General features: G+C 67.8%; 26 protein-coding genes and 1 tRNA gene. 11 read left to right on the top strand and 16 right to left on the bottom strand.

Features of this window, described 5'->3' with window-relative positions:
* Positions 1 to 20: 20 nt before the first annotated feature.
* From priS to bcp, 3 genes are read left to right on the top strand one after another with little or no spacing between them, the layout of a single operon-like run.
* Positions 21 to 1,178 carry a DNA primase small subunit PriS gene (gene priS, locus FY251_RS09070; RefSeq protein WP_148414413.1) on the top strand — a complete coding sequence of 386 codons (1,158 nt, stop codon included), beginning with the start codon at positions 21 to 23 and terminating at the stop codon, positions 1,176 to 1,178.
* Positions 1,175 to 2,131 carry a DNA replication protein gene (locus FY251_RS09065; protein WP_148414412.1) on the top strand — a complete coding sequence of 319 codons (957 nt, stop codon included), beginning with the start codon at positions 1,175 to 1,177 and terminating at the stop codon, positions 2,129 to 2,131. The genes priS and FY251_RS09065 overlap by 4 nt, the downstream gene beginning before the upstream one ends.
* Positions 2,132 to 2,167: 36 nt before the next feature.
* The gene (gene bcp, locus FY251_RS09060; protein ID WP_148414411.1) at positions 2,168 to 2,635 is read left to right on the top strand and encodes a thioredoxin-dependent thiol peroxidase; all 468 of its coding nucleotides are present in this window, start codon (positions 2,168 to 2,170) and stop codon (positions 2,633 to 2,635) included.
* 315 nt (positions 2,636 to 2,950) lie between these two features.
* Here the strand turns inward: bcp and FY251_RS09055 are convergent, their stop codons facing one another.
* The gene (locus FY251_RS09055; RefSeq protein WP_148414410.1) at positions 2,951 to 5,215 is read right to left on the bottom strand and encodes a CDC48 family AAA ATPase; all 2,265 of its coding nucleotides are present in this window, start codon (positions 5,213 to 5,215) and stop codon (positions 2,951 to 2,953) included.
* Positions 5,216 to 5,467, bottom strand: coding sequence for an Hsp20/alpha crystallin family protein (locus FY251_RS09050; RefSeq protein WP_042662709.1), 252 nt, complete (start codon positions 5,465 to 5,467; stop codon positions 5,216 to 5,218).
* Between the two features lie 251 nt (positions 5,468 to 5,718).
* Here FY251_RS09050 and FY251_RS09045 point away from each other — a divergent pair, with 251 nt between their 5' ends.
* The gene (locus tag FY251_RS09045) at positions 5,719 to 6,501 is read left to right on the top strand and encodes an alpha/beta fold hydrolase (protein WP_148414409.1); all 783 of its coding nucleotides are present in this window, start codon (positions 5,719 to 5,721) and stop codon (positions 6,499 to 6,501) included.
* Positions 6,502 to 6,546: 45 nt separating this feature from the next.
* Here FY251_RS09045 and panB read toward each other — a convergent pair whose 3' ends face one another.
* Positions 6,547 to 7,356: a 3-methyl-2-oxobutanoate hydroxymethyltransferase gene (gene panB / locus FY251_RS09040; RefSeq protein ID WP_148414408.1), complete on the bottom strand. Its 810-nt coding sequence runs from the start codon at positions 7,354 to 7,356 to the stop codon at positions 6,547 to 6,549.
* Between panB and FY251_RS09035 the strand changes: the two genes are divergently transcribed.
* The 3 genes from FY251_RS09035 to FY251_RS09025 all read left to right on the top strand — a co-directional run bounded on the left by FY251_RS09035 (position 7,355) and on the right by FY251_RS09025 (position 9,300).
* Positions 7,355 to 7,978, top strand: a complete 624-nt coding sequence (locus FY251_RS09035) for a type IV pilin (RefSeq protein WP_305037583.1) — start codon at positions 7,355 to 7,357, stop codon at positions 7,976 to 7,978. The genes panB and FY251_RS09035 overlap by 2 nt on opposite strands.
* A 132-nt stretch (positions 7,979 to 8,110) precedes the next feature.
* On the top strand, positions 8,111 to 8,347 hold the full coding sequence (locus FY251_RS09030) for a DUF5822 domain-containing protein (protein WP_148414519.1): 237 nt from the start codon (positions 8,111 to 8,113) through the stop codon (positions 8,345 to 8,347).
* A 104-nt stretch (positions 8,348 to 8,451) separates the two neighbouring features.
* Complete coding sequence (locus FY251_RS09025; RefSeq protein ID WP_148414407.1) at positions 8,452 to 9,300, top strand: translation initiation factor eIF-2B; 849 nt, start codon at positions 8,452 to 8,454, stop codon at positions 9,298 to 9,300.
* A 51-nt stretch (positions 9,301 to 9,351) separates the two neighbouring features.
* On the opposite strand, the gene FY251_RS09020 is transcribed toward FY251_RS09025, so the two are convergent.
* From FY251_RS09020 to FY251_RS09010, 3 genes are all read right to left on the bottom strand, one after another.
* Positions 9,352 to 10,470, bottom strand: coding sequence for a Gfo/Idh/MocA family protein (locus FY251_RS09020; RefSeq protein ID WP_148414406.1), 1,119 nt, complete (start codon positions 10,468 to 10,470; stop codon positions 9,352 to 9,354).
* Positions 10,471 to 10,643: 173 nt separating this feature from the next.
* Entirely contained in the window at positions 10,644 to 11,612 is a 969-nt protein-coding gene (locus FY251_RS09015; RefSeq protein ID WP_148414405.1) for a sugar phosphate isomerase/epimerase, read from the bottom strand.
* A gap of 108 nt (positions 11,613 to 11,720) precedes the next feature.
* The gene (locus FY251_RS09010; protein ID WP_148414404.1) at positions 11,721 to 12,197 is read right to left on the bottom strand and encodes an N-acetyltransferase; all 477 of its coding nucleotides are present in this window, start codon (positions 12,195 to 12,197) and stop codon (positions 11,721 to 11,723) included.
* Positions 12,198 to 12,370: 173 nt separating this feature from the next.
* Here FY251_RS09010 and FY251_RS09005 point away from each other — a divergent pair, with 173 nt between their 5' ends.
* Both FY251_RS09005 and FY251_RS09000 read left to right on the top strand, forming a co-directional pair.
* On the top strand, positions 12,371 to 12,781 hold the full coding sequence (locus FY251_RS09005; protein ID WP_148414403.1) for an archease: 411 nt from the start codon (positions 12,371 to 12,373) through the stop codon (positions 12,779 to 12,781).
* A 102-nt stretch (positions 12,782 to 12,883) separates the two neighbouring features.
* On the top strand, positions 12,884 to 14,344 hold the full coding sequence (locus tag FY251_RS09000; protein WP_148414402.1) for an RtcB family protein: 1,461 nt from the start codon (positions 12,884 to 12,886) through the stop codon (positions 14,342 to 14,344).
* Positions 14,345 to 14,382: 38 nt separating this feature from the next.
* Here the strand turns inward: FY251_RS09000 and FY251_RS08995 are convergent, their stop codons facing one another.
* The 3 genes from FY251_RS08995 to FY251_RS08985 all read right to left on the bottom strand — a co-directional run bounded on the left by FY251_RS08995 (position 14,383) and on the right by FY251_RS08985 (position 16,019).
* Positions 14,383 to 14,730 carry a hypothetical protein gene (locus FY251_RS08995; protein WP_148414401.1) on the bottom strand — a complete coding sequence of 116 codons (348 nt, stop codon included), beginning with the start codon at positions 14,728 to 14,730 and terminating at the stop codon, positions 14,383 to 14,385.
* A 126-nt stretch (positions 14,731 to 14,856) separates the two neighbouring features.
* Positions 14,857 to 15,270 (bottom strand): hypothetical protein, encoded by a 414-nt coding sequence (locus FY251_RS08990; RefSeq protein ID WP_148414400.1) that lies wholly within the window; start codon positions 15,268 to 15,270, stop codon positions 14,857 to 14,859.
* 194 nt (positions 15,271 to 15,464) lie between these two features.
* The gene (locus FY251_RS08985) at positions 15,465 to 16,019 is read right to left on the bottom strand and encodes an HAD family hydrolase (RefSeq protein ID WP_148414399.1); all 555 of its coding nucleotides are present in this window, start codon (positions 16,017 to 16,019) and stop codon (positions 15,465 to 15,467) included.
* A gap of 75 nt (positions 16,020 to 16,094) precedes the next feature.
* Here FY251_RS08985 and FY251_RS08980 point away from each other — a divergent pair, with 75 nt between their 5' ends.
* The gene (locus tag FY251_RS08980) at positions 16,095 to 16,508 is read left to right on the top strand and encodes a hypothetical protein (RefSeq protein WP_148414398.1); all 414 of its coding nucleotides are present in this window, start codon (positions 16,095 to 16,097) and stop codon (positions 16,506 to 16,508) included.
* Between the two features lie 45 nt (positions 16,509 to 16,553).
* On the opposite strand, the gene FY251_RS08975 is transcribed toward FY251_RS08980, so the two are convergent.
* The 4 genes from FY251_RS08975 to FY251_RS08960 form a co-directional block, all read right to left on the bottom strand.
* Positions 16,554 to 17,699 carry an acyl-CoA dehydrogenase family protein gene (locus FY251_RS08975; protein WP_148414397.1) on the bottom strand — a complete coding sequence of 382 codons (1,146 nt, stop codon included), beginning with the start codon at positions 17,697 to 17,699 and terminating at the stop codon, positions 16,554 to 16,556.
* 96 nt (positions 17,700 to 17,795) lie between these two features.
* Entirely contained in the window at positions 17,796 to 18,992 is a 1,197-nt protein-coding gene (locus FY251_RS08970; RefSeq protein WP_148414396.1) for a DHHA1 domain-containing protein, read from the bottom strand.
* A gap of 35 nt (positions 18,993 to 19,027) precedes the next feature.
* A complete protein-coding gene (locus FY251_RS08965) occupies positions 19,028 to 19,549 on the bottom strand; it encodes a multiprotein-bridging factor 1 family protein (RefSeq protein WP_089777429.1) in 522 nt (173 codons plus the stop codon).
* A 459-nt stretch (positions 19,550 to 20,008) separates the two neighbouring features.
* Positions 20,009 to 20,093: transfer RNA gene (locus FY251_RS08960), tRNA-Leu, on the bottom strand.
* A gap of 142 nt (positions 20,094 to 20,235) precedes the next feature.
* Between FY251_RS08960 and FY251_RS08955 the strand changes: the two genes are divergently transcribed.
* A complete protein-coding gene (locus FY251_RS08955; protein WP_089777430.1) occupies positions 20,236 to 20,796 on the top strand; it encodes a DUF420 domain-containing protein in 561 nt (186 codons plus the stop codon).
* 335 nt (positions 20,797 to 21,131) lie between these two features.
* On the opposite strand, the gene purF is transcribed toward FY251_RS08955, so the two are convergent.
* The 3 genes from purF to FY251_RS08940 all read right to left on the bottom strand — a co-directional run bounded on the left by purF (position 21,132) and on the right by FY251_RS08940 (position 23,413).
* A complete protein-coding gene (gene purF / locus FY251_RS08950) occupies positions 21,132 to 22,613 on the bottom strand; it encodes an amidophosphoribosyltransferase (protein WP_148414395.1) in 1,482 nt (493 codons plus the stop codon).
* A gap of 396 nt (positions 22,614 to 23,009) precedes the next feature.
* A complete protein-coding gene (locus tag FY251_RS08945) occupies positions 23,010 to 23,186 on the bottom strand; it encodes a 50S ribosomal protein L37e (RefSeq protein WP_004042936.1) in 177 nt (58 codons plus the stop codon).
* Positions 23,183 to 23,413, bottom strand: coding sequence for an LSM domain-containing protein (locus FY251_RS08940; protein ID WP_004042938.1), 231 nt, complete (start codon positions 23,411 to 23,413; stop codon positions 23,183 to 23,185). The genes FY251_RS08945 and FY251_RS08940 overlap by 4 nt, the downstream gene beginning before the upstream one ends.
* Positions 23,414 to 23,545 lie beyond the last annotated feature (132 nt).

Genomic DNA, 23,545 nt, shown 5'->3' with positions numbered 1-23,545 from the left:
GCCTCCGGAACCCGAGGTGTATGGACGGGCGCACTCGCGAGTACCTCGAAGGTCGCTTCGGCGATTACTACCGGAGCACCGACGTTCCGCTCCCGCCCGCGCCGGGCGAACGAGAGTGGGGCGTCATCCCGTGGTCGGCCGGCGGCACGCGGATGCACCGCCACCAGTCGCTTCTCGACCTCGGCGACCTCTCGGACTACCTCGCCCGCAGCGCCCCTCGACACGTCTACTTCTCGTCGGCCCGGTTTGCGGACCCCGGCGCGTCCTCGATGGACGACAAGGGCTGGCGCGAGGCGGACCTCGTGTTCGACATCGACGCGGACCACCTCCCCGGCGTCGACCCCGAGACGACGGGCTACGCCGACATGCTCGACGCGGGGAAGGACGCGCTCTTGGACCTCCTCGACCTCCTCGAAGACGACTTCGACTTCGAGGAGATGCAGGCGGTGTTCTCCGGCGGTCGCGGCTACCACGTCCACGTGCGCGACGAGTCGGTCCGCGGCCTCGACAGCGAGGCCCGCCGCGAGATAGTCGATTACATCCGCGCCATCGACCTCGATTTCGACGCGCTCATCGAGACGCGACAGCACGGGACGACGACCCAGCGCGTCCTCCGAACCGAGGGCGGGTGGGGTCGGCGGACCCACCGGCGACTCCTCGCGTTCGTGGACGCGCTGTTAGAGATGGAAGAAGACGCCGCGCTCTCGCGGCTGAAGGAACTCGACGGCATCGGCGACGGGCGCGCGAAGACGATTCTCGGCGCGTTCCGCAACAACCCCGACGCCGTCCGCGAGGGCAACGTCGAGGCCGGCGGCCCCGGCGTCCGGACGCTGGTCGAGGCGCTCGCCCACGAGACCGTCGAGGACGAGACCTCGCCGATAGACGAACCCGTGACGACCGACACGAAGCGGCTGATTCGCCTCCCAAAGAGCCTCCACGGCGGGTCCGGTCTCGTCGTCGAACCGCTCGACCGCGACGAAATCGACGACTTCGACCCCCTATCGGACGCGGTGCCGGACCGCTTCCGCGGCCGCGACATCGCGGTGAAAGTGACCGACCCCGGGGAGGTCGAGTTCGACGGCGATAGCTTTACACTCGACTCCGGCGTGCAGTCAGTAGACGAGAGCCTCGGCGTGTTTCTCATGACTCGCGGGCGGGCCGAGAAGGTGACAGAATGAACGTAGACGACCTCAGGAGCGTGCTTCGGACGGAGCGACAGAAAGACAGCTTACAGCACCTCCGCGAGTCGTTTTACGAGGACGTCGCGGAGTTCATCGCCGAGCAGAAGGCGACACGCGAACAGAAGGCCGAACAGCTCGGCACCCACTACTCGCCGGAGATTCGGCGGCTCACGGACGAAATCGAGACCGCGGAGGAGGTCGTCACCTCCATCTACGAACGCCGCGTCGGCAAGGTCGTCAAGGCCGCGAGCTTCGCGGCCGCGGGGATGTCCTCCGAGACGGACGGGCTGACCCGCGAGGAAAAGCGGCTGTTCGACGACCTCGTCGCCCGCATCGAGGAGAACCGCGGGACGGTGCTGTCCGCGCTCGAAGACGTGTCGGCCGCCGACTCCCCGCGGGACGACGTTTCGGCGACCGACGTGACGACCGCGGAACCGGACGCCGGCGTTCCCGGTGTCGAATCGACGCCCGCGACGTCGCCCCCGGACGCAGTTGACGATTCCGGACCGGCGATTCCGCCGGACGAACCCGACCCGGAGACCGCGCCGACCGGGACCGGAACCGACGTCAGCGCCCCCGAAGCCGCCACCGGCGACTCGGCCGCGGGCGACGTGCTCGCGGACGCGATGGGCGGCGGGACCGGCGACGACGCCTCGGACGCGCAAGCGACGCCCCAACCAGACTCCGGCCCCGCGGTTCCGCCGGACGAGCCAGACCCGGAGACGTCGGCCCCGTCGCCGGGCGACGCCGACACGGTCGAGCCGTCAGCCGACGACCCGCTTTCCGGCCTCGCCGACGAGCGCGAGACGGTGCGCATCACCGCCGACGTGGGGACCATCCTCGGCGTCGACGAGCGCGAGTACGACCTCGCCACCGAGGACGTGGTGACGCTCCCGGCGGCCAACGCCGACCCGCTGGTCGAACGCGGCGCGGCCGAGAAACTCGACTGAGAAAGACCCTTCTTTCCGCCGCCAGAACAGGTGGCTATGCTCGAAATTGGCGACGACGCCCCCGACTTCGAACTCCCCGACCAGCGCGGCGACCTCGTCTCGCTGTCCGACTTCCGCGGCGAGCACGTGGTGGTCTACTTCTACCCGCGCGCCGACACGCCGGGCTGTACCACCGAGGCCTGCGGCTTCCGCGACTCGTGGGACGAGTTCGAGGACCGCGACGCGACGGTCCTCGGCATCAGCGACGACCCCGTCTCGGACCTCGACTCGTTCGCCGAGAAGTACGACCTCCCGTTCACGCTCCTGTCGGACGAAGACGGGAGCGTCTCCGCGGCGTACGACTCCTACGGCGAAAAGAACATGTTCGGCAAGACGTTCGACGGCGTCTTCCGCAACTCCTATCTCGTCGGTCCCGACGGAACTATCGAACGGGTCTACGAGGGCGTCTCGCCCGACGGCCACGCCGACGAAATCCTCGCCGACCTCGACGAACTCGACGGCTGAGCGGTCGGTCGGGGTCTCTCGCCCCCTCGCGCCGAACTAACAACTACCGACCGAGTACATTCTTTACAAACGCCGGAAGGCACACCGCATTTCCGGTGAAACAAACGTAGAACTCGTTTATTATTTCGCATCCCGAGAACCGCGTACCACTACGTAGCGGATGGGAGTGATATGAACGTGACGGTCGCGGTGCCGGGTCGCTCGGGTGTCGGTCGAACAGTCGCCGCGAACTGACCGGGCGATTCGCGGCCGACAGCGCCGTCGCTCGGGGACAATCACTTCGAAAAAACCGCTTGAGCCGGGGTTACGAGGCGCTTACTGGAAGGTGCGACCGACTTCCGTTTCGCGGTCGCGTTCGACCTCGCTCTTCTGGAAGCGCTCTTCGATTTCCTCGTAGCGGCGGCGCACGTCGTCGGTGACGCTCGCGCCGATTTCGTCGAGCGCGTCCTCGAAGTGCTCCATCGTCACGCGGACGTTCCCGACGCTCTCGCCGATGTCCTCCTTTTCGACGCTCCGGATGAACTCGCGGGAGGCGTTCATCGACGCCTCGCGGGCGAGCGCTTCGAGGTCGGCACCGACGTAGCCGTCGGTCTTCGACGCGATTTTGTCGAGGTTCACGTCGTCCGCGAGCGGCTTGTTGCGGGTGTGCACGTCGAGGATGGCGCGGCGGGCGTCCTCGTCGGGGACGGGCACGTGGACGTGGCGGTCGAGGCGGCCGGGGCGCAGGAGCGCCGAGTCGATGAGGTCCGGCCGGTTGGTCGTCGCGATGACGACCACGTCTTCGAGCGCTTCGAGGCCGTCGAGTTCGGTGAGCAGTTGCGAGACGACGCGCTCGGTGACGCCCGAACTCGACGAGTCGCGGCCGCGCTCGGTCGCGATGGAGTCTATCTCGTCGAAGAACACCACCGTCGGGGCGTTCTCGCGGGCCTTCTTGAACACCTCGCGGACGCCCTTTTCGGACTCGCCGACGAACTTGTTCAGGAGTTCGGGGCCCTTGATGGAGATGAAGTTCGACTCCGCCTCGTTGGCGACGGCCTTCGCCAGCAGGGTCTTCCCCGTGCCCGGCGGGCCGTACATCAGGACGCCCTTGGCGGCGTCCATGTCCATCTGCTGGAACACCTCTGGGTATTCGAGCGGCCACTGGATGGTCTCGCGGAGGCGCTCTTTCGTGGGTTCGAGTCCGCCCACGTCCTCCCACGTCACGTCGGGAACCTCGACGAACACCTCGCGGAGCGCCGACGGTTCGATGCTCTTGAGCGCCTGCTTGAAGTCGTCTTCCGTGACTTTGAGGCCTTCGAGCACCTCGGCGTCTATCTCCTCGGCGTCGAGGTCGAGCTGCGGGCGGATGCGCCGCAGGGCGTGCATCGCCGACTCCTTGGCCAGCGATTCGAGGTCGGCCCCGACGAAGCCGTGGGTGCTGTCGGCGTATTCATCGAGGTCCACGTCATCGGTCAGCGGCATGTTCCGCGTGTGGACCTGCATGATCTCCTTGCGGCCGTCGCGGTCCGGCACGCCGATTTCGATTTCGCGGTCGAAGCGGCCGCCGCGGCGGAGCGCGTTGTCGATGGCGTCCACGCGGTTGGTCGCGCCGATGACGACGACCTCGCCGCGCTCGTCGAGGCCGTCCATGAGCGACAGCAGTTGGGCGACGACGCGGCGTTCCACGTCACCGCCGGCCTCGCTGCGCTTGGGCGCGATGGAGTCTATCTCGTCGATGAAGACGATGGCGGGCGAGTTCTCCGTCGCCTCCTCGAAGATTTCGCGGAGCTGCTCTTCGGACTCCCCGTAGTACTTCGACATGATCTCCGGGCCGGAGATGGTGTGGAACGAGGCGTCGATTTCGTTGGCGACGGCCTTCGCGATGAGGGTCTTCCCCGTCCCCGGCGGGCCGTGGAGGAGCACGCCCTTCGGCGGCTCGATGCCGAGGCGCTTGAACAGCTCGGGGTGGCGCATCGGGAGTTCGATCATCTCCCGGACCTGTTCGAGCTCCTTGTCGAGGCCGCCGATGTCCTCGTAGGTGACGGAGGGGCCGCCGTCGTCGCCCGGCGCGGCGTCTTTAATCTGCTCGGCGGGCTTCTGGCTCACCTGGAACTCGGTGCTGTCGGTGACGACGACGGTCCCGTCGGGGTCCGTCGACGCGATTTTGATGGGGACCGACTGGTTCGACGCGCTCATGAAGCCGAAGCCGAGCGGGAGCTGGACGCTCTGGCCCTGCGCGACCGGCTGACCCGAGAGCTTGTCGCGGATGTACGTCCCGATGTTGCCGCCGATGCGGAGGTTCTGCGGGAGCGCGATGGTGACGCGCTTCGCGGGCTTCACGTCGGCTTTCTCCACGTCGACGCGCTCGTCGATGCCGACGCCGGCCTGCTGGCGGAGGCGGCCGTCGATGCGGATGATGCCCGTGCCCTGGTCTTCGGGGTAGCCGGGCCAGACGCGGGCGATGGCGGTCCCGTCGTTCGGACCGTCGATGCGGATGAAATCCCCGCCTTCGAGGTCGAGTTCCGCGGCCGCGGCTCGGTCGATGGCGGCGAGTCCGCGGCCGGCGTCCTTCTGTTTGAGGGGTTTGACGATGAGTTTCATTTACTTGGTGAGGGTGATGGTGAGCACGCCGTTTCGAACCGCCACGTCGGCGTCGCCGCCGGCGGGAAGTTCGAACTCCGTCTCGGTCACGCGGTCGCCGGTGTCGGCCACGACGATGGCCGTCGACCCGACGATGTCCACGTCGATCTCGTCTTCCGAGAGACCCACGTCGGCCGCGATGACCCAGCTGTCTTCGTATTCGTACCGGCGAATGAACCGCTCGTTCCCGCCGGCGAACTGTTGCATGCTCATGATAAGTCTAACCCAAGGTTAGCGTTTTGAATATATAAATCTTTCTCCGACGAATCGGGTGACGACACCGATATTCCGAACTTCGGTTGAATTGCGGTTCACAGTCGCCACGCCTCACCGTACTGTTCGCGGCGGAGTAACGTCAAACTAGTGGCCTCGGCAGCCGGCCGCCCGGTCGGTCGGCGCGCTCCGCCGCCGAAACTCGGTGCCGGCGTGGGGGTTTATTGGCTCGCGGCGACCAGTTTCGAGGTATGGAGACGGCCTCGGTTGACCACCACGGACGGGAGACAGCCTATCGATACCGCGACGCGGGCGGAGAGGGACCGACGCTCCTCTGCGTCCACGGGAGCGGCGGCGCACGCGGCGTCTGGCGCGGCCAGTTCCGCCTCGCCGACGACTACCCGGTCGCCGCGCTCGACCTGAGCGGCCACGGCGACAGCGACGACGTGGACGCCGACGCCGGCTACGAGACGCTGTCGGCCTACGTCGACGACGTGGTCGCCGTGGCCGAGGCGACGGACGCGAGCGTCCTCGTCGGCAACTCGCTCGGCGGCGCGGTCGCCCTGACGCTCGCGCTCGAACGCGACCTCGACCTCGACGCGCTGGTGCTCGCGGGCACGGGCGCGAAACTCGCCGTGCTCTCGGACCTCCTGGGCTGGCTCGACGACGACTTCGACCGCGCCGTCTCGTTTCTCCACGGCGAGGACAAACTGTTCCACGCCGACGACGAGCGACTCGTCGAGGGCTCCAAAGAAGCGATGTACGACGCCGGGCAGGCCGTCACTCGACGGGACTTCCTGTCGTGTCACACCTTCGACGTGCGCGACGACGTCGAGGGGATTTCGGTTCCGACGCTCGCGCTCGTCGGCGAGTACGACCGTCTGACGCCGCCGTCGTACCACGAGTACCTCGCGGAGACGATGCCCGACTGCGAACTCGGGACGGTCGAAGACGCCGCGCACCTCGCGATGCTCGAACGGCCGGCGGCGTTCAACGAGGCCGTGCGGTCGTTCCTCGACCGCCGCGTCGCGTAGGGCGTCGCAACCGGGCGCGAGTTCGGGTGTCTGGAACGGGGCCCCTCAGTACAGTTCGTCGAGGTCGTCTTCGACGTGGCTGTGTTCCTCGGCCGGGAACTCCCCGGCTTCGACGGCGTCCCGGTACGCGCCGACCGCCCGCTCCATCTCCGATTTCACGTCGCCGAACTGGGCCGCGAAGGGCGGGGTCCGGTCGCTCATGCCGACTACGTCGTCGACGACGAGCACCTGCCCGTCGCAGTCGGGGCCCGCGCCGATGCCGATGGTCGGGATGTCGATGGCCGCCGTGACCTGTTTTGCGAGGTTCGCCGGGACGTGTTCGAGGACGAGCGAGAACGCGCCCGCGTCGGCGTGGGCCTTCGCGAGGTCGAGAATCTCCCGCGCGTCGTCGCGGTCGGTTCCCTGCCTGCCGTAGCCGACCTCCCTGACGCGCTGGGGCGTCAGCCCGAGGTGGGCCATCACCGGGATGCCGAGCCGGACGAGGTGTTCGGTCAGTTCGACCGTGTGCGGGCCGGATTCGAGTTTGATCGCGTCGGCGTCGGCCTCCTTGAGCATCCGGCCGCAGTGTTCGACGCTCGACGCCTCGTCCACGCCGACAGAAAGGAAGGGCATGTCGGCGACGACGAGGGCGTCGTCGGCCGCGCGCGCCACCGCGGCGGTCCGGCTCGCCACGTCCTCGACGGTCACCGGGAGCGTCGAGTCGTAGCCGAGCGCCGTGTTGCCCATGCTGTCGCCGACGAGGACGATGTCGATGCCCGCCTCGTCGACGACGCTCGCGGTCGGCGCGTCGTACGCCGTGAGCATCGTGATGGGCTCGCTACCAGCCTTCGCCCGAATGGACCGTACCGTGACCATGCGTGCCGTTCGAGCGTCCGCGTTATCAGGTTACCCTTGCGCGTCGCCGAACGCGGACCAACGTCTGTCCGAAGTAACACTTTACTTAGAGGAATGCGCCTGTGCGAACGACGCATGCCCGCTTTGTCCCCCCACCGAACGCCGGTCGAGCCGCGGCCTCTCGCCGGTCGTCGGCGTCGCGCTCCTCGTCGTCATCGTCGTCCTCCTCGCCGCCACGGTCGGCGCGATGGTGATGGGGTTCGAAGACGTGCTCACCGAGCCGCAACCGCAGGTGTCGTTCGACGTGGACTACCACCCCGACGGCCCGGGCAACGGCGCGAACGGCGCGTACATCAACATCACCCACGAGTTCGGCAGCATCGAAGACGGCAGTCAGGTGTTCGTCGTCGACGACGCCGGCAACCGCATCGCGTGGGAGGACGTGTGGACCGGCGGCGAGACGGTCGGCCCCGCGGGCGAGTACGCCCACATCGACGGCTCCGGCTCCGACAGCGCGCTCCGCCCCATCTGCGAGGCGGGCCAGCACTACCGCGTCGTCATCGAACGCGAGGGCGGCTCGTCGAGCGTCCTCGTCGACTACGAGATACCGACCGAGCCGACCGCGACGAACGCCGCGTGCTGAGCGACGAGCGTCGGGGCGACGAGCGCGCACGCCGCGAGCGGGAACCGGCACGCATTAGCCGTCGCCGTGATACTGCTACCCGTGCAACCAGTCGAGCGCTCGAATCCGGACGGCGTCGATTACGGGTGGGTCATGCAGATGACGTTCGTCACGACGATTCTCGTCGGCTCGCCCATCGTCGCGGTCCTCTCGATTAACGCCGGCCTCCAGACGTGGGGCGCGCGCGCCGAGTTCGCGGTTCGCGTCGGCGCGGTCATCTGGTTCGTGACCGCCGTCGCCCTGTTCGTCTACGCGAAGCGGACCAACGCGGGCGACGGCGGGACGCCCCCCGAGGCCGAGTTGGACACCGACATCGACGTGGAGGACTGAGGTCGACCGCGGGCTGACCGCGGGGACGCGCCCACGACGGCGATGGCGACCGCGACGTCGCTCGCTCCCGGAAACTCTTTCACACGATACGGCGACGTTCTCGTATGATAGACGAGACCATCGAGGAGATTCGCGAGATGCAGACGCACAGCTCCTCGGTCGTCGCCGTCAAGGCCACGCGGGCGCTCGCGGAACTGACCGAGCGCGACTACGCGACCGTCGAGGAGTTCGAACGCGACCTCGAACGGAACGTCGGCGCGCTCAAGCGGGCGAACCCCTCGCACGCGTCGCTGTACAACGCCCTGCAGGACGTGCTCCACAGCGTCCAAGGCGAGGCCGACGACCTCGACGAGGCGCGGGAGCTCACCGTGGCGACCATCGACCGCGTGGTCGAGACCGTCGAGACGGGCAAGCGCCGCGCCGCCCAACAGGCGGCCGCGACCATCGAGGACGGCCAGACGTTCCTCACGCACGACTACTCCTCGACGGTCATGGAGGCCGTCGAACTCGCCGTCGCCGACGGCGCGGAACTCACCGCCTACGTGACGGAGGCCCGCCCGCGGTTCCTCGGCCGGAAGTTCGCGCGCGAACTCGCCGCCATCGACGACGTCGAACCGCACCTGATGGTCGACGGCGCGTCGGGGATGTTCCTCCCGAAGTGCGACCGCGTCATCATCGGCATGGACTGCATCGTCGAGGAGACGCTCTACAACCGCATCGGGACGTTCCCGCTCGTCGCCGCCGCCAACGAGGTCGGCGTGCCGGTCACGGTCGTCGGCTCGGGCGCGAAGGTCGTCGACGGCGGCTTCCGCTTCGAAAACGAGATTCGCTCGCCCAGCGAGGTCATGCTCGAACCCGTCGAGGGAATCGAACTGGAGAACCCCGCCTACGACGCCACGCCGGTCGACCTCATCGACGAGGTCATCACCGACGAGGGCGTCGTCGAGTTCTGAGCGGGCGGCGACTCGCCCGCGGCCCGATTCAATTTCCTTCCGTCCGCCCCGTCAGCCGAGGCTGACCCACTCGCCGGCCTCGTCGGAGCGCTCGATGGCGTCGAGGATTTTCTGGACCTCGTAGCCGTCCTCGAACGAGGGGGCGAACTCGCCGCCCTCGGCGACCGCCGACAGGAACTCGTAGTTCTCGTGGACGAACGTGTGTTCCCAGCCGAGGACGTGCCCCGGCGGCCACCAGTGGTCGAGGTAGGGGTCCGTCTCGTCGGTGACGAGCACCGTCTCGTAACCGCGGGCGTCGCCGGTTTTGACCTCCAGTTCGTTGAGGCGTTCGAGCGAGAACTGCAGGCTCCCCTCGGAGCCGTGAATCTCGATTGTGTGGTCGTTCTTGTGGCCGTCGGCGAAGCGCGAGGCCTCGAAGCTCCCGACCGCGCCGTTTTCGAACTCCGCCTGCGCGGTGTAGGCGTCGTCGACGGTGACGGGCCGGTACTCGTCTTCGCCGGGCACGGGTCGCTCGTCGACGAACGTCTGGAGATGCCCCGAGAGGCGTTCGATGTCGCCGGCGCGGTCGCCGACGAGGAACCGAACGAGGTCGACGGTGTGCGCGCCGAGGTCGCCGAGCGCGCCGGAGCCGGCGGCGTCTTCGTCCATGCGCCACGTCCACGGCGCGTCGGCGTCGACGAGCCAGTCCTGTAAGTAGCGCCCGCGGACGTGTCGAATCTCGCCGAGTTCGCCGTCCTCGATGAGTCCCTTCGCGTACCGGATGGCGGGCACGAAGCGGTAGTTGAACGCACAGCCGGCGACGCCGTCGGCCGCGCGTGCGGCGTCGCGCATCGCCTCGGCCTCGTCGAGCGTCGGCGCGAGCGGCTTCTCGCAGAAGACGCTGGCACCGGCTTCGAGCGCGGCGATGGAGGGTTCGGCGTGGAGGTGGTTCGGCCCGAGGTTGTAGAACACGTCCACGTCGTCGACCACGTCGCGCCAGTCGGTCGCCGTCGACTCGAAGCCGAAGCGGTCGGCGGCGTCGGAAAGCGCCTCCTCGTCGCGGCCGACGATGACGGAGCGCTCCACGTCGGGCGCGTCGGGGAAGAACATCGGCAGGCGGGCGAGCGCGTTGGAGTGCGCCTTCCCCATGAAGCGGTAGCCGAGGACGCCGACTGAGAGTGGTTCAGTCATTGTGCCACCTCCGTGCCCGATGCAGTACCGCGAGCGAGGACGGAGGCCGAGTCTCGCGGCAGTTTTTGGTCCAGCTTTTTTCGGTGAGCGGGTCGCGACGCGGCCCCGAACCGGAAAAAGGTGGGCCTGAAGCGGTAGCCGAGGACGCCGACGGAAAGTTTGTCAGACATGGATCACTCCGCCCAGTAGGCGTCGCCCGGTTGCGTCTCGAAGACGGCGCGCGAGAGCACGTCGACGGCCTTTTCGAGGCCCTCCTTTGACGACGTGAGCGCGTCCTCGTGTTCGATGGAGAGCGCGCCCTCGTAGCCGACCATCCGGAGCGTCGAGACCACGTCCTTCCAGTGGCCCTCGTCGTGGCCGTAGCCGATAGAGCGGAACAGCCACGAGCGGTCGGCGGTGTCCGCGTAGGAGGTCGTGTCGAGGACGCCCTTGATGCGCGACTCGGACTCGTACACCTTCGTGTCCTTCGCGTGGAAGTGGTGGATGGCGTCCGCCTCGCCGAGGAACCGAATCGCGTCGGTGATGGAGATGTCCTGCCAGTAGAGGTGCGAGGGGTCGAAGTTCGCGCCGATGCGCTCGTTCGTCGCCTCGCGGAGCTTCAGCATGCCCGTCGGCTCGTAGACGAGCATGTTCGGGTGCATCTCGATAGCGATGTCGACGCCGTGGTCGTCGGCGAACGCGGCGAGGTCGGACCAGTAGTCGACAGCGACCTCCCACTGGTAGTCGTGGGCGTCGGCGTGCTCGGTCGGCCACGGCGCGGTAATCCAGTTCGGAACCTCGTCGTTCGGGCCGCCGGCGGGGAGCCCCGAGAAACAGGTGACGGTGTTCACGTCGAGGGCGTCCGCGAGTTCGATGGCCTCGCGGAGTTCGGTGTCGGCCTCGGCGGCCGTCTCCTCGACGGGGTGCAGCGGGTTGTTGTGCGTGGCGAGCGCGCTGATCTGCAGGTCGCGGCTCTCGACCGAATCGAGGAGGTCGGCCTGCGCGCCCTCGTCCGCGAGGACCGCGCTTCGGTCGACGTGGTCCTCGCCGGGCCAGCCGCCGACGGCGAGTTCGACGCCGTCGACGCCGATACCCGACAGGTAGTCGAGCGCGTCGTCGAGGGGTTCGTCTCCGAGCGGGACGGTGAGCACTCCGATGTACATATCGACTACATATACTAGGAAGTGAATAAAAATTAAGGATACGCGCAAGGCGGAGCGACTGCGGCTCGACCGGTCTCGAATCGGCGTCGAATGAACGCAGTCGGTCGATTACCGGCGGAGGAACTCCGAGAGCTTCTCTCTGAGGCCGGCCTCCTCGCCGAGTCGAAGGTAGAACGCGGCCCCGCCGTCCTCGTAGTAGTTGTCGATGCGGCGGCGGACCTCGAAGCCCATCTTCTCGTAGAAGTCGAGGGCGTTCGTGTTCGTCGTCCGGGCGTGGCAGGTCACGACCGGGTGTTCCTTGGCAACCTCGGCGACGAGGCGCTTGCCGTAGCCCTCGCCGCGGGCGTCGGGCGAGACCGCGAGAAAGAGGATGTAGCCGTCGCGCCGCGTGGAGGCGAACGCGACGAGCGCGTCGTTCTCGTAGAGGAGATACGTGTTCGCCCGGCGGTAGGCGTCCATGAAAAAGCCCCGTCGCTGTTTCAGGAGGCCTTCCTCGACCCGAATCCGCTCTTTCAGGTCCCACGCCTCCTCGGCGTACTCGCGCTGGCCGGGGGCGTCGACCCGCATCTCCACGTTGACGCTCACACCCGGTCGTAACCGGAGCGAGAATATAACTCCACCGTCCGTTTGGACGACCGGTCGACGCCGCCCCCCGACTGGATAGCGGGGCGACACGACCGGCGAACGGACCCGGGGAGCGAGACGCGCGCTCGCCGCCGACCGAAAGGACGAGGGTCGACGGCGTCCCTCGTCTCGGCATGGGATTTACGCTCCGCGACCACACCGCCGACGTGGCCGTCGAGGCCGACGGCGAGAGCCTCGGTGCCGTCTTCGCCGCCGTCGCCGACGGGCTCACCGCCGCGATGTGCGAGGACCCCGCCGAGACGGGCGACCGATTTTCGTTCGTCGTCCGCGCGGAGAACCGCGAGGCGCTGTTGTTCGACTACCTCGACCAACTCATCTACGAGCGCGACGTGCGCGGGGTCCTCCCCGCGGCCCACGAGGCGGCCGTCCGGCGGGAGGGCGACGAGTGGGTCGTCGCGGCGTCCGCGCGGGGCGTCCCCTTCGCCGACGTGGACGCCCGCGACGTGAAGGCCGTCACCTACTCCGAGATGCGATTGGCGGAGACCGACGCCGGCTGGGAGGCGTACGTCGTCTTCGACGTGTGAGCCGTCGGCTTCGTCTCCGTCGTCGCCGATTGTCGCGCCGCGCGCCGCGGGCGCTCGCGGCGTGACGGAATCCTATTGAGTCGCCGCGTCGATTGTCCGGGTATGGAAACGCGCGAGTTCGGCGACATCGAACTGCGACGGGTTCGCGAGCACGTCTGGGAGATTCCGCAAGAGGGCGAGATGAACGCCCCCGCGCGGGTGTTGGCCTCCGAGGCGCTGCTCGACCACATCGGCGACGACAAGACGCTCGAACAGCTCCGGAACGCGACGCACCTGCCGGGCATCGCCAACCACGCCATCTGCATGCCCGACGGCCACCAGGGCTACGGGTTCCCCGTCGGCGGCGTCGGCGCGACCGATACCACCGACGGCTGTCTCTCGCCCGGCGCGGTCGGCTACGACATCAACTGCGGCGTCCGCATGATGACGACCAACCTCACCTACGAGGACCTCAAGGGTCACGAGGAGGAACTCGTCGACGCCCTGTTCGAGGCGGTTCCCTCGGGCCTCGGCGGCGGCGGCGTCGTCGAGGGCGACGCCGAGACCATCGAAGACATCCTCGCGCGCGGAATGCGCTGGGCGGTCGACGCCGGCTACGCCACGGCGGATGACCTCGCACACTGCGAGGACGAGGGCTTCCGCGACGACGCCCGCCCCGAGTTCGTCTCGCAGAAGGCGAAAGACCGCGGCCGCAACCAAATCGGCAGCCTCGGCTCCGGGAACCACTTCCTCGAAGTCCAGCGCGTCACGGACGTCTACCGCGAGGACGTGGCCGAGTCGTTCGGCCTCGAAGCCGACCAAATCGTCGTCCTCATCCACTGCGGCTCCCGCGGCCTCGGCCACCAGACCTGCACCGACTACCTCCGGCGCATCGAGAAGGAACACAAGGACCTGCTCGACGACCTGCCGGACAAGGAACTCGCGGCCGCGCCCGCCGGCTCCGAGCTCGCAGAGGAGTACTACGGCGCGATGTGCGCCGCCATCAACTTCGCGTGGGTGAACCGACAGCTCATCATGCACCGCACGCGCGAGGTGTTCGCCGACGTGTTCGACCGCGACTGGCGCGACATGGAGATGCGCCTGCTGTACGACGTCGCGCACAACATCGCCAAGAAGGAGGTCCACACGGTCGACGGCGAGGAGCGCGAACTCTACGTCCACCGGAAGGGCGCGACCAGAGCGTTCCCCGCGGGCCGGCCCGAACTCCCGCCCGCCTACGCCGACGTGGGTCAGCCGGTCATCATCCCCGGCAGCATGGGCGCGGGGAGCTACGTCCTCCGCGGCGGCGACCGGTCGCTCGACCTCACCTTCGGCTCGACGGCCCACGGCGCGGGCCGGCTCATGAGCCGAACGAAGGCGAAACAGGAGTACTGGGGCGAGACGGTGCGGGACGAACTCCGCGAGCAGGACAAGATATACGTGAAGGCCCAGTCGGGCGCGACGGTCGCCGAAGAAGCGCCGGGCGTCTACAAGGACGTCGACGAGGTCGTCCGCGTCTCCGACGAGTTGGGCATCGGCGACAAGGTCGCGCGGACGTTCCCCGTCTGCAACATCAAGGGCTGAGTTCCCCACCTCGGCTCACCCCCGACCGCGTTCGCGGCTCAGGCGGCCGTCGTTCCGACCGCGCGGCGCTTGTAGAAGTAGTACGCGAGCGCCGCGAGGCCGACGAACGCCGCGGTCACGCCGTCGCCGACCGCGCCGCCGGAGAGGAAGGCAGAGACGACGCTCCCGAGGCCGAGCGCGAGCACGAGCAGGCCGCCGCCGAGAATCCACGCCCGCGAGTCGCGGCCGACCTCGTCGTAGTGGCCGCGCTCGATGAGCGCCATCTCCTTTCTGTGTTCGAGGTAGACCACCGCGCCGGCGAACGCGAAGATGACGACGGCGAGGGCGACGAACGGGACGAAGAACAGCGCGTCGCCGAGACCGAACGAGGACTGAATGGGAATCATGCGTGAGTAATCGACGCGTGAGCTATTGAATACGAGCTGGTGCGTGCTCGCACGACGTGGGCAGTCTCGCCGTCGAGCGACTACGTGACCGGGCGACCGAGTGTGCGTGCGAGTCGCGCCGAAGGCTCAGAGCCCGCCGGGACCGCGCGGCCCCGCGTTCGGTCCGCCGGGTCCGGCCGGCCCCGAAGGGCCTCGCCCGCCGATGACGACGTAGTCGCTCTCGGGGACCCCCTCGACCTCGCGGCCGTCTTCGTATCTAACGAACGAGAGGTAGAACTCGCGGCCGCACGGCGACACCAATCCGGGCTGTTCCACGTCGTCCGCGTCGACCACGTCGCCGGTCCACGACAGGCCGGGCGCGTCGCTCTCGCCGCAGGAGAGCCGGACGCCCTCGGCGTCTTCGAAGTCGTCGGTCGGGTCGGCGTACGACCAGCCTTCGAGGGGGTACGGCGTCACCGACTTGTCGGCCAGATAGCCGTCGCGTTCGAGTTCGACGACCGCGCCACAGTGCGGACAGTAGTACGAGACCGGAAATCCCATGCGAGAGCGTAGGACTCGGCGGGCTTAACGCCCGCGCCGGAGCGGAGGTTTATCACGTATTCCGCGGCCAGCGCCGCCGTGCGTTGAGCATCGCCGCCGGGCGAGACGCGGGAGCGCGGCACGCCGCCCGGCGGAGCGACCGTGCCGCCTGTTCGCTTCTGTTCTGACGGGCTTCCGGCCGCCCGGCTCTCGTCTCAGACGCCGGAGGGACCGCCATCGACGTATCTGAAGGCGATACCGGCGCGGTCGGCCGTCACCTCGTCACGGGCCGAGTCGCCGACGAACACGGCCGAGTCGGGGGCGACCGCCATGCGTTCGAGCGTCGTGAGCAACGGCTCCGGGTCGGGCTTCTGCGTCGCCACGGTGTCGCGGCCGACGACGGCGTCGACGTGGTCCGAAAGGTCGTGCACGTCGAGCGCGACCCGGCAGGCGTCCTCCGCGTTGAGCGAACAGACGCCAGAGGGGACGCCGTCCTCGGCGAGGAGGTCCGCGAGCGGGAGGCGGTCGGAGCCCCACGCGCCCTCGCGCTCGTGCGCCGCGATTTCCCGCTCCAGTTCGTCGCGGACGCCCGCCTCGTCGGCCGCGTCGAGCATCTTCCAGAGGTCCATCGAGTCGGCGTCGACACCGGCGTCTCGGAGGACGACCGCGGCGTCGCTGGCGACGTCGTCCCAGTCGACGCGGAGGTTGACGAGGGTCCCGTCGAGGTCGTAGACGACCGCATCGAACGCCGAGAGGTCGGGAAGCGTCATTGCCCGGAGTAGGGAACCGCGGGGAAAAGACGCTTCGGGAGAAGGCCTATACGGAACCCCGGCGTCGCGTCCGGCATGGCAATCCCGCTCCGTGAGCGCCTCGCGCCGGTTCTCCCGTCGCTCGTCGTCGTGGCCGGCGTCTTCCTCCCGTGGATACAGGTCGACCCGGCCCACGAGGGGCCGCTCATCGACGTCTACTACGGCGGCATGGGAAACGGGTTGGAACTCGTTCACGGCATCGTCCTCCTCCCGACGGTCGTCGTGCTTTCTCTCGCCGCGCTCGCCGGACGGCGCTCCCGACGCGCGGAACTCGTCGTCGGCGTCGTCGGGACCGTCGCAGTCCTGCGGTTCATCCAGTTGTGGGACGAGACGTTCGTCTCGGCGGCCGGCGCGTGGGTGACGCTCCTCGGATGCGTCCTCCTCGCGGGCGTCGCCGCCGCCGACGCGGTCCGCGAGCGAGGACTGCCGACGCTCGCCCGGAGTCCGTGAGCGCTTGACTGCCAGAAACAGCGGTTGGCTCGGCGGCTCGCGCGTTCAGTCGAGGAGTGACCGCGCGATAATCTCCTTTTGAATCTCGCTCGTCCCCTCGTAGATGGTCGTGATTTTCGAGTCGCGGTAGTAGCGTTCCACGTCGAAATCGGTGGTGTAGCCGTACCCGCCGTGGACCTGCACGGCCTCGTTCGTCACGTCGACCGCGGCCTCGCTGGCGAAGTATTTCGCGATAGACGCCGCGGTCCGCGGGTCGTCGCCGGCGTCGGCGACGCGGGCGGCCTCGCGGACGAGCATCCGCGAGGCGTGGACCTGCGTGCCCATGTCGGCGATTTTGTGGCGAATCGCCTGAATCTTTGAGATGGGTTTGTCGAACTGCTCGCGCTCGTTCGCGTAGTCGATGGCGTCGTCGAGCGCGGCCTGCGCGAGCCCCACGGCCTGCGAGGCGATGCCGATTCGCCCGCCGGTCAGGATGCGGAAGGCCGCAGAGAGGCCCTTTCCCTCCTCGGTGAGCCGGTTTTCGGCCGGGATGCGCACGTCGTCGAAGAGCAGCGCCGTCGTGTCGGACGCGCGGAGCCCGAGTTTCTCCTCTTTCTTGCCGACCTCGTAGCCGGCTTCCTTCGGGACGAGGAACTGCGTGACCGACGAGGGGTCGTCCGGGTCGGTCTTGGCGAAGAGGATACAGACGCCGCCGCGCTGGCCGTTCGTTATCCACTGCTTTTTCCCGTTGATGACGTACTCGTCGCCCGCTCGTCGGGCGACCGTCGACATCTCCGCGGGGTTCGACCCGGCGTCGGGTTCGGAGAGGCCGAACATGCCGACCGGCCGGCCGCGGGCCATCTCGGGGAGCCACGTCTCCTTCTGCTCGTCGGTGGCGAACTCGGCGATGCACTCGGTGGCGAGACAGTGCACGGAGAGCGCGGTCGCGACGGCGAGCTGGCCGTAGGCGACCTCCTCGTTGACGACGGCGTAGGTGGTGCGGTCGGCGTCGAAGCCGCCGTACTCCTCGGGGACGGTCAGGCCGGTCAGGTCGAGTTCGGCGAGGCCGTCCCACACGTCCTCGGGGAACGTCTCCGTCTCGTCGGCCTCGCGCGCGGTCGGGCGAATCTCCTCGACGGCGAACTCGTGGACCACGTCGCGGATGGCCCGTTGCTCGTCGGTCAGACCCGTGGTAGACCCTACGGTTTCCATGGTGATGAGTACGGACCATCATTGAAAAAGATGATCGAACTGCCGGGCGTCCGCCGGGCGTCAGCACGCCACAGTCTCGGCCGACCCGGGCGTCACTCAGTCGCGTAAGTACGCCAGCACCTCGTCGGCCGGCGCGCCGAGACCGCCGCCCTGCGCGAAGGTCGGCCCGCCGCCACCGCCGCCGCCGAACTCGTCTGTCACCTCGGCGACGACGTCGCCGGCGGCCGCGTCGCCGGCGCTGGCGACGACGACGAACGGCGCGTCGGACTCGCCGACGGCGACGAGCACGTCTACGTCGGCTCCGTCGCGGGCCTCCTTGGCGGCCTCGCCGACCTCGTTCGCATCGAAGCCGGAGACCGCGCCGACGTTCCACGTCAGTCCGTCGCGCTCGACCGTCTCGAAGTCGGCGAGTCGGGAGCGAAGCACCTCGGATTTCAGGTCGGCGAGTTCGGACTCCAGTTCCTCGCGGGCGGCCGCGGTTCCGGCGGCCGACTCCCCCAGTCCATCGAGGTTCGTCCCGAGTGCTCGGGCGGCCTCGTAGGCGGACGTTCGGACTGCGGCGCGCCGGTCGATGGCCGACGGACCGACCGCGAACTCGACCCGGGTGAGTCCCTCGCCGGGGTTCGACCGACCGAGCACCTCGACCGGTCCTATTTCGACGGTGTTCGAGACGTGCGTGCCGCCGCAGGCCGCCCAGTCCCAGCCGTCGATGGAGACGACTCTGACCTCGTCAGCGTCGGCGAAAACGCCCTCCTCGGTCTTGACGTTGAACGCGATTTCTTCGCGCTCGCGGGCTTCTGCGACGGGTATCTCCTCCCACGACACCTCGCGGCTGTCCCACACCGCCCGGTTGACGAGACGCTCCAGTTCGACGAGCGCGTCGTCGTCCACCTCGGTCGAGGTCTCGAAGTCGACGCGCACCTTCTCCGCGGAGATGTCGAAGCCGCCGTAGCCGAGGTCGTCGAAGATGCGGCGACCCGCGCCGTAGAGGACGTGACTCGCGGTGTGGGCCCGCATGCAGTACGTCCGGAAGTCGTCGTCGACGACGCCGGTCACCTCGTCGCCGACGCCGAAACCGGGGTCGGCCGCGAGGTCGTGGACGACCGCTCCGTCGGCGTCCGTGCGGACGTGTTCGACGTCGACGCCGCCGAGAACACCGCGGTCGGCGGGCTGGCCGCCGCCTTCGGGGTAGAAGTACGTCTCGTCGAGAGTGACCGACCGACCGTCGACGCGCGCCACCGTCGCGTCGAACGCCCGGACCGTCGGGGAGTCGGCTGCGAGTGAGTCGGACATGTGCGCGTCGAGACGCCCGACCGAGAAAAATCGTGCTACTCGTCGACGAGGGTCACGTCGAGGCGCTCTTCGAGCGCGCGGATGGCCGACCCGCCGACGTTCGCCCGCGTGGCGCGGCCCTGCTCGATGGCGAGCAGTTGCTTCTCGTCGAGGTCGAGTTCGTCGGCGAGTTCGGCGAGTTGGAGGCCGGCGTCCTGCCGGGCGGATTCGACGACGCCGCCGTAGCCGGAAACGAGGTAGGGAAGCCGGTCTTTCTCGTAGTTCGTCCCCTTTTCCTCCCAGTGCTTGGAGTCGCCCTTCGCGCTGTCGTACATCTTCGCCGTGCGCTGGGCGGCGCGCTTCTTGCGGTTCCCCGACGAACCGTCGCGGGAGGTGTCACTCGACCCGCTTTTTCGGTCCGCGTGGCGGTTCTCGCCGTGCGGCGCGCAGTCCGGACAGACCAACAGGTCCGCGCCGGCCACGTTCGCGCGCCGGAGCTTCGCGGTGCTTCGGCCGCAGAGTTCGCAACTGTCGCCGTCGCCGCCGCCACCGCCCCGGTTCGTCGAGTACTTGGCCATGCCGCGTGTTACTCGTTCGACCCTTTTAAACTCGCGGCACGGGGCGATGGCGGGGCTCGAATCCGGAGCCGGCACGGCCGCTGACCGGTGCATAACGAACAAACCCGGAGAGACGCACCTCTCTGGGGTGTAGTTTCGTGGAAGGATTGTGCGTGGGTGATGTCCGTGTAGGGACGTCACCTGCATCATTCGGCGGCTTCGCCGCCTCATTGCGGACTATGAGTCCGCACATGCGATGCGTGGGACCGGATTTGAACTTCCGAGACTCGCTTCGCTCGTCTCGACGTTCGAATCCGGCGAGCCGGATTCTCACCGGCGGACCTCTACAGGACAGCGCCCGCAACGCTGTCGGGAGAGCAGTGCAGAGAACCCATAGAGTCGTATCTCTCTGGGGTGTAGTTTCGTGGAAGGATTGTGCGTGGGTGATGTCCGTGTAGGGACGTCACCTGCATCTTGCGATGCGTGGGACCGGATTTGAACCGGCGGACCTCTACAGGACAGCGCCCTCAACGCTGCGCCGTTGGCCTGGCTTGGCTACCCACGCTCGCTGTGTCTTACTGCATTCTCGTTTACCCCGTGGTAATTTAAATGACTTTCCTTTCGACTCGGCAATGTCGGGCGTTTGCAGGCGTCGTGCCGCGGGGGACGACAGAACGATTTTGGCCCCGCGGCACCGGGATACGCCCATGGAGTTCCGAGCACGCGACCACGTCCGCGGACTGACCGCTCTCCTCTCGGTGCTGTCGCTCGCGCTCGTCTTCGGCGCGGCGCTCGGCGCGATTCCCCGCGCCGCGATCCCGGTCGCGCCGGCGGCCGCGTTCGACGCGATTCCGCACGTGAACGCGGTTATCAGCACCGTCGCCATCGTCACCATCCTCGCCGGCGTCCGGTTCGTCCGGCGCGGCGAAATCGAGCGTCACCGACGCATGATGCTCGCCTCGTTCCTCCTCTTCGCGACGTTCCTCGTCCTCTATCTCTACAAGGTCGTCGTTCAGGGGACCGCCGAGTTCCCCGGCCCCGACGCGGTCTACCGGTTCGTCTACCTCCCGACGCTGGCGATTCACATCCTCTTGGCCATCGTCTGCGTCCCCGTCGTCTACTACGTCCTGTTGCTGGCGTTGACGCGGCCGATAACGGAGGTCTTCGGCACCGAACACGCTCGGTTCGGTCGCGTCGCCGCCTCGCTGTGGCTCGTCTCGTTCGTCCTCGGAAACGTCGTCTACGCCCTCCTCTACGTCGTCTACTGAGGCGGGAGTCGGCGAGCACCGCCGCTCGGCCGTTCAAAGGGAGTACCCGTCCGGCGCCCGCGGCGGGGCGCGCGGCCCGAGGGCCGGTGCGGACGGGCGGTAGTACGCGGTGCGACCGGCAGGTCACAGAGACGGGATGTGCGGGCCCTCCCGCGGTGTTACACCACCCCGTCGATTCGCACTCCGTACTCCGCTCGCAACCCGGTCCTCGGCGAGTCGGAGTACGGTTCGAACGACGGGCGCGAAAGAAAAGAAAGGCCGCGTTGATTATGCTATCGAGGCTCTCGGTGACTGTCAGGCGGAGCGATAGGTCGGGGGGACGAGACGGGTGGAACTCAGTCGCTCAGCGGCGCTTCGGCACCGATGACGGGACGGCTCACGTCGCGGTCGGTCTCCTCGCCGTCGATGTCGTAGGGGTACTCGCCGGTGACGCAACCGAGACAGAGGTCGGCGCGGGATTTTTCGAGCACCTCGGCGACGGCGTCGATGGAGAGGTAACCGAGGCTGTCGGCGTCGATGGTGTCGCGGACCTCCTCGACGGACTTGTCCGAGGCGATGAGTTCCTCGCGGGTGGCCATGTTGATGCCCATGTAGCAGGGCGCGACGATGGGCGGCGCGCCGATGCGCATGTGGACCTCGGTCGCGCCGGCGTCGTACAGCAGTTGGACGAGCTGGTTCGACGTGGTCCCGCGGACGATGCTGTCGTCGATGAGCGTCACGGACTTCCCCTCGACGGTGCTCTTGATGGGGTTGAGTTTGAGGCGGACGGCGCGCTCGCGCTCGTCTTGGGTCGGCATGATGAACGTCCGGCCGACGTAGCGGTTCTTCATCAGCCCCTCGGCGAACTCCACGGTCGCGTCGTCTTCCTGTGCGGCCTCGGCGTAGCCGGAGGCGAACGCGCGACCCGAGTCGGGGACGGGCATGACCACGTCGGTGTCGACGCCGTTTTCCTCCCAGAGCTTCCGGCCGAGCCCGCGGCGGACCTCGTAGACGAGCGTGTCGTTCATCACGGAGTCCGGGCGGGCGAAGTAGATGTGTTCGAAAAAGCAGTGGGCCGTGTTGTCGCGTTCGACCAGTTGATACGAGTCGAAGCCGGAGCCGTCGGGGTCGAGCACGACGAGTTCGCCCGGTTTCACGTCGCGGACGAGTTCGCCGTCGAGCGTGTCGATGGCGGCAGACTCGGAGGCGAGCACGTAGCCGTCGTCGACTTTCCCGATGCAGAGCGGGCGGTTCCCCTCGGGGTCGCGCACGCCGAGGACCGTCTCGTCGTGCATGATGGTGAGCGCGTACGAGCCGTGGATGCGCTCCATGGTCCGCTTGACGGCGCGGACGAGGTCCTCTTCGAGGAGGTTGCGCGCGAGGTCGTGGGCGATGACCTCGGTGTCGCCCGTGGAGGTGAAGGCGTGACCGAAGTTCTCCAGTTCGTCGCGGAGTTCGTCGGCGTTGACGAGGTTGCCGTTGTGCGCGAGGCCGAGCGACCCCGACTTGAACGAGACGGCGAACGGCTGGGCGCACGACTTCGACACGTCGCCGGCGGTGGGGTAGCGGACGTGACCGATGCCCGCCTCGCCCTTCAGATCGTCGAGGTCGTCGGCACCGAACGCGTCGCCGACGAGACCCATCTGGACGTGACTGTGCTGTTGGAACCCGTCGTGGGTGACGATGCCTGCGGACTCTTGGCCCCGGTGCTGGAGGGCGTACAGCGAGTAGTACAGGGGCCGTGCGGCGTCTCGACCGCCGAGTGCGACGCCGACGACACCGCACTTCTCGGTCGGTCCGCCGATGTGGTGGTGGGAGTCGTCCCGCCCAGTTACCATGGAAGACGATAGAGAGTCGAGGGGGTAAAAAACCCGTCCTTATGCAGTAACGACGGGGTCCGAAACCAGTAAATGTACACATATGTGCATATCTAGGCGTGCGACGGAAACGCGGACGACGACGCGGCGAAGCGCGGTGACGTCAGCCACGGAGACGCTGGCTGTTGCAGGGATGACGACGGTGCTCGTCGGAGAGGTAGTGGCGAAGACGGCCGCGGGGGCGACGAAGACACGCGAGGAAGCGCGCACGCAGTCGGGGAATGCAGAGGACGGCCCGTACTCGGTGCTAGCGAGTGTCACGGATGCGAGGACGAACCGGGAGTCAGGAACGCGGGTTCGTTCTCGCCGCAGACGGCGAGAGAGAAGACAGAGACGGTCGGAGACCGTCGAGAGTCGTTAGTTGTCGCCGGACTTCGACTGCCAGGCGTAGCTCCGACGCTTCTTCGACTTACCGAAGCCGCAGGACGAGCAGACCTTCTTCTTCACGTGGTAGGACTTCTCGCCGCAGCGACGGCACTTGACGTGCGTCGTCTTGTTCTTCTTTCCTTGGCTGGGGGTTCCTGCACCCGTCATGCTTTGATGGTGACGACGTTATCGCCGCGTATAATGGTTGTGTCTTGGACTTGCTCGAGTTCGATATCCCCGGGCACGGTGTCTTCGTCCAGCGCTTCTTCGAGGACGACGTTCATGTGCTGGTCGTAACCAGCGAGGACGCCGAAGTACGCGTTTCCGTCCTTGAGGAGAACCGTCACCGGCTCGTCGAGTGACGCTTCGAGGACGTCGAGGGGTCGGCCGCTCATGCTTCAATTCCGTCTCGTAGTTGTCTTAAAGGTGCCGGACCGACAGTGCGCGATGGCGTCAAACCTGGTGGTTCGAAGGCGAAATCGTCGTCGAACGGACAGGTGACCGCGAATCGCGCGAGAGATTCCCAC

The organism is Haloferax sp. KTX1 (assembly GCF_902410085.1).
GTDB lineage: Archaea > Halobacteriota > Halobacteria > Halobacteriales > Haloferacaceae > Haloferax > Haloferax massiliensis.
The sequence above is the reverse complement of the archived record's forward strand: the minus strand, read 5'-3'. Positions and strand labels throughout refer to the sequence as shown.